This is a genomic window from Candidatus Cloacimonadota bacterium, from assembly GCA_011372345.1.
Lineage (GTDB): Bacteria > Cloacimonadota > Cloacimonadia > Cloacimonadales > TCS61 > DRTC01.
In genome coordinates, this window is the sequence record DRTC01000653.1 from 1 (window position 1) to 4708 (window position 4708).

Sequence of the window (4708 nt, forward strand, 5' to 3'; positions counted from 1 at the left end):
AAACTCAATATCCAATAGAATTGTAAAGATTTTTATTAATAATTTGCATTGACCTGATTTTAGAGGAAATAATCTTGTAAAAAAAAGGAAAGAGAAGAAAAATATGCCGGATTTCCTCATCAAAATCATCCCCATCATTCTCATCTTCTTTTTAGGATATTTCCTGAAAAGAATAAAACTATTCGGTAAAGAAACTGCCGATATTTTCCTGAAATTCATCTTTTATGTTTCTATGCCGGCATTGGTTTTTCATTCGGTTTCACAAATTTGGCTCTCAATCAAGTTTATTTATTTACCATTCATCGCATTTACTGTTTTCTTTGTCATTTATTTTATAACTTCTTTTATCGGGAAAAAACTCGAACTTTCGCAAAAAACTCTCGGAACTTTTATTCTCGGCTCGATAATCATGAATACAGGATTTTCGTTACCTTTCATTTTTTCTGCATTTGGAGAAAAAGGAGTAGCAACAGTTGCCATCTTCGATTTTGGAAATGCCTTACTTGTCCTGACTTTTGGTTATTATATTGCGATGAAATACGGAAAAGCAGAGAATACAAAAATAAATTATCAGAAATTGTTCTTCCTACCTCCTATTTGGGGATTGATCTTCGGATTGCTCTTTAATCTTATAAAAATACCTGTTCCAACAATCGCAAATAACTTCCTGAATCAAATTGGAATGCTGACAATTCCACTCATAATGCTTTCTATCGGAATTTATTTTTCACCACGAATTAAAAATTTATCTAGACTTCTAATTGTTCTTTTTATCCGAACCGGAATAGGATTACTTTTAGGATTTGTGTTTGCTTCAATACTAAATTTGCAGGGAGTTATTAAAACGATCGTGATAATCTGCAGCGGAGCTCCGGTCGGTTATAATACACTTGTCTTTTCAACTCTGGAAAATCTTGATAAAGAATTTGCCGCTAATCTGGTTTCAGTTTCGATTTTAACGGGGATTGTTTATATTCCGGTTTTGATCATATTATTTTAAAATCATTTTATTATATTCATCCTCCAAAACCGAATACAACAGCAGATCACAATATTTTTCATCGACAATTGTCGCATCCCTTAATTTCCCTTCATACTTAAAACCTGCTGCTCGAAAACATTTGGAAGAAGCGATATTTCCTTTGTCAATAACTGCCAGACAACGATGTAATTTCAAATCTTCAAAAACGATTTTCAATAATTTCTTAATAATATATTCAGCGATACCTTTTCCCCAATAGTTTTGCTCTCCGATAATAATTCCCATTTCACATTTTTTATGATTTTTATCGATACTTTCAATTTCACAATAACCGATCAATTGATTTGAGATAAATATCCCGAAAATTAAATCATTCTGCTTCTTAAAAGATTTTTCAAACCACTCAATTACTTCCGGAAGCGTTTTATTCCTGTTTGCGAGGTATTTATTTACTTTCGGGTCGTTCCGCCATTCGACGATCTTTTCCAGATCTTCCTTCTTGAATGGTTGTAGCAATATATTCATCTATTACATCCTCATGAAATCATCCAACAAAAATATAAGTTATAAAAAATAAAATGAAACGATATATAAAAATGATAGGAAACAAACTGAAAGTTATGAGGAAACTTTTGATGACTGTTACCAATTTACTTTGTGCGTAAACCCTTTTGAGAGCGGAATAGAGATAAATAAAGGAAATTGTCGAAGAAAGGAGCAACAATAGTAATTCGTTAATGATGAATCCCAATCCTAAAATATTTAACAAATATAAAGAAACGGTTACCACCAGCATTAAAACAATAAAATTAATCAGAAGATTGAATGCTAAAAAATGCAGGGAAAAGATCAGATGTTCGACAAAATATTTTCCGGATTTCAGATATAGAAGTTTCAACAAAAGAGCAAGAAAGGGAACCATTAAAAGCAGTAAGGATTTGGCAAAAGTTTCCGATTTGGAATTATATCTATTATTATATTCCTGTTTTTGAGAAGTATCAGCATTTTGCAATTTGGTTTCGATAATTTTTCTGGTTAGCGAACTGTAAATCTGTCGGTGAATTTGAGAATTCAGCGTATTATTGAATCCTTGAGCAATAGTAAAAGGTTGAATCAGGAAATAGAGAAGGTTGATGAGCAGAAAAAGTTGCAGAGGTTTTAAATACAAAGTTCGTTTTCCGTTTAAGTATTCCTTCGTGAGAAATCCGGGTTTTTTCAGTAAAAGAACCAGACTTTTAAATAAATTGGAATCAATGTTGGAAATTGAGAAAATAAAATTCTTAAAAGATTTTTTCAGAGAAAGGTCTTCCCTACTAAATTGCTTTTCTCCGCAATTTGAACAGTATTTCCCGTAAAAATTGTATCCACAACTTTGACATTTATCATTTTTTTTATTCATAAATGTATTACAGAAAATTAGTGATTTTCGTCAAACCCTTTTTGCTTACCGCAAAGAACACGAAGAAAAAACAAGCAAGACCTGACTTGTCCCGAAATCTTTCGGGATAACTTAAAATTACTCATCAACTTTTTATGACGATAGTTCTCGATTCATACTTCGCTGCGAATCAAGCCCAATCCATAATAAATTTATTTTTCTATTTTTTCGGGTATTTTGCGGAAAAATTTGTTTTCCAGATAGATCAACCTACTGATAAAAATTGCAAAAAAAAGTGCATAATGACACATTATCGATGGTAATGCTCCCTTGGTAACAGGAACAGTGATAACGGTTATCAAAGCAGGAATAATAAAAGCCATCGAACCGAGCAGGATTTGTCCGAGCAATTTTCTTTGCAGATGGTCTTTGCTGTTTATCACTCCGGAAGCGGATAAAAACAGCATACTTAAAAGTCCTGATTGATATAATACGGAGTAAACGATATAAATTATTTTTGGATTGGAAAAGCGGGCAAGGACCACAGAACAAACTGTTTGGTTAACGAAATTCTGATCGAGTAATATCCTGAAAACCATTAACAGAGACAAACCGAAAAGAAAGAGAGAATATCTGAAAACGAGTTTTTTCTTTATCGGAAATAGATACGATATAAGCAGAATTCCAATTGGAGGAAGCCAGATGATCACCATAAAAGCAAGTTGAGATAAAAGTAAATTATTTTGCGAAATTGAACAGATCACGATTTCCAGGATTTGATAACTTGCTAATAGCATTAATAAAACTGCAGAAGTGTAGCGGATCGATTTTCTTCCTTTAGATTTGAAAGCAATTACTGCCACGACAATTTCGAAAATTGCGGTCAGGATGGATAAAATTGGTGAATACAATTATTTTACTTTCATCAAAATAGTGAGAATTAAAGAACAATTAAAGAATCAGTTTTACATCATAAACTGATTATTTCATTTGTTTTACCGGTCTTGGATGCAACATATAAATTTTTCGTCCTTCTGTATTTTGTTTTTTCCTTAAATCCTGGCAAATTGCGTGCAGATCATAATTAAATTTACTTGCATATTCATCACGATATTTGCGGATTTCTTCTACGATTTTGTCTTTCCACATTAGGAATACCTCTTTATTTCTTGCGGAGTGCAAATTGTCGGCGGCTCGTTACCATATTCTCGACATATTCTTTCCACTTTCGGTCGAAGAACAGCATTTGCGATATGAGCACAATTTCAGGTTAGTAAGTAATCCATTCCACCAAGTGTTGCTACCGCAATATGCAAAGCATCGAGTTTTGCTTTTTTTGGTAGAGGAACTTTTTGCATCAAAATATTAGCAAAATTTTCAACTTCTTCATTTATCTCAATTTCCGGAATATTTTCTAACTGCTCTAATCATCTTTTTGCTGCATTTGGATCTCTGGAACCTGCTTCCTGAATGACTAAAGCAGAAACAAACAGATCATATTGATAACGATTTTCCCACCATTATTTTGTAGTTTCCTGATTTGCAGCCATCACCAAATCAGGACTTCTCCAAGCAGTTAGATAACTTGGAATACTTGTTTCAAGACAAACTTTAGGTTTCATATCTTTTTTCCATTCTCTCTTTCCAGCATCAAGACAATCAGAAAAAAAGGCTTCAATTTTGTCTATAATTTTTTCTCAAACTTGACTAAACTCGTAATAAATAAAGTTGTGCAAACAAGATAAAACACAAAAAACAAGTTCGTTCGTCTTGTTCGTTCTTGTTAGTTGTAAAAATAAAGGAGTACTGATGTCTCAAAAACTTTTCCTCATAGACGGAACAGCTATCATTTTCCGTTCATTTTTCGCTTTTATCAAAAATCCGTTAAGAAATAGTCGTGGCGAAAATACGAGTGCAATTTACGGAACTGTCAGTTCTTTTCTGAAACTCATAGACCGCTACAATCCTGAACATATCGCTATTTCTTTTGACCGCAGGGAGAAAACATTTCGGCACGAGATCACGGAAACTTACAAAGCAAATCGTCCTCCTGCTCCGGATGAACTGCACGCTCAAGTCGAACCGATCAAAGAGTTTTTCCGGTTGATAAATATTCCGGAAATCTCGAAAGCAGGTTTTGAAGCAGATGACACGCTGGCTACGATTGCTGAAAAATATAAGGACAGATTCGAGATCATCATCGTGACCGGTGATAAGGATTTTGCGCAGCTTGTCGATGAACGGGTGATGCTTTACGATCCTTTCAAAGAAGTGGTTACTAAAACTGCAGATGTTATCAAGAAATATGGTTTGAAGCCGGAACAGTTTGTGGATTATCTGGCTATTTG

The 4708-nt window shown here is 33.6% G+C and carries 5 protein-coding genes and 1 pseudogene; 2 read left to right on the forward strand and 4 right to left on the reverse strand.

The genetic code is table 11. The annotated features are described in order from the left end of the window. The first annotated feature begins 103 nt into the window (after nucleotides 1–103). Nucleotides 104–1000 carry an AEC family transporter gene (locus ENL20_12560; protein ID HHE39385.1) on the forward strand — a complete coding sequence of 299 codons (897 nt, stop codon included), beginning with the start codon at nucleotides 104–106 and terminating at the stop codon, nucleotides 998–1000. Here ENL20_12560 and ENL20_12565 read toward each other — a convergent pair. The 4 genes and pseudogenes from ENL20_12565 to ENL20_12580 all read right to left on the reverse strand — a co-directional run bounded on the left by ENL20_12565 (nucleotide 992) and on the right by ENL20_12580 (nucleotide 3982). Continuing rightward, nucleotides 992–1507, reverse strand: a complete 516-nt coding sequence (locus tag ENL20_12565) for an N-acetyltransferase (protein HHE39386.1) — start codon at nucleotides 1505–1507, stop codon at nucleotides 992–994. The two genes, ENL20_12560 and ENL20_12565, sit on opposite strands and share 9 nt — an antisense overlap. A gap of 19 nt (nucleotides 1508–1526) precedes the next feature. Then, complete coding sequence (locus tag ENL20_12570) at nucleotides 1527–2381, reverse strand: DUF3667 domain-containing protein (GenBank protein HHE39387.1); 855 nt, start codon at nucleotides 2379–2381, stop codon at nucleotides 1527–1529. 191 nt (nucleotides 2382–2572) lie between these two features. Beyond that, nucleotides 2573–3271: a hypothetical protein gene (locus ENL20_12575; GenBank protein ID HHE39388.1), complete on the reverse strand. Its 699-nt coding sequence runs from the start codon at nucleotides 3269–3271 to the stop codon at nucleotides 2573–2575. Between the two features lie 237 nt (nucleotides 3272–3508). Continuing rightward, nucleotides 3509–3982: pseudogene (locus ENL20_12580) on the reverse strand (DNA-binding protein). Nucleotides 3983–4169: 187 nt separating this feature from the next. Between ENL20_12580 and ENL20_12585 the strand changes: the two are divergent. After that, on the forward strand, nucleotides 4170–4708 hold a 539-nt coding region (locus tag ENL20_12585; protein ID HHE39389.1), incomplete at its 3' end, for a DNA polymerase I.

What these genes read in the sequence shown, in the direction of transcription:
- ENL20_12570 (HHE39387.1), bottom strand. Translation starts at nt 2,381, where the DNA reads ATGAATAAAAAAAATGATAAATGTCAAAGTTGTGGATACAATTTTTAC.
- ENL20_12560 (HHE39385.1), top strand. Translation starts at nt 104, where the DNA reads ATGCCGGATTTCCTCATCAAAATCATCCCCATCATTCTCATCTTCTTT.
- ENL20_12565 (HHE39386.1), bottom strand. Translation starts at nt 1,507, where the DNA reads ATGAATATATTGCTACAACCATTCAAGAAGGAAGATCTGGAAAAGATC.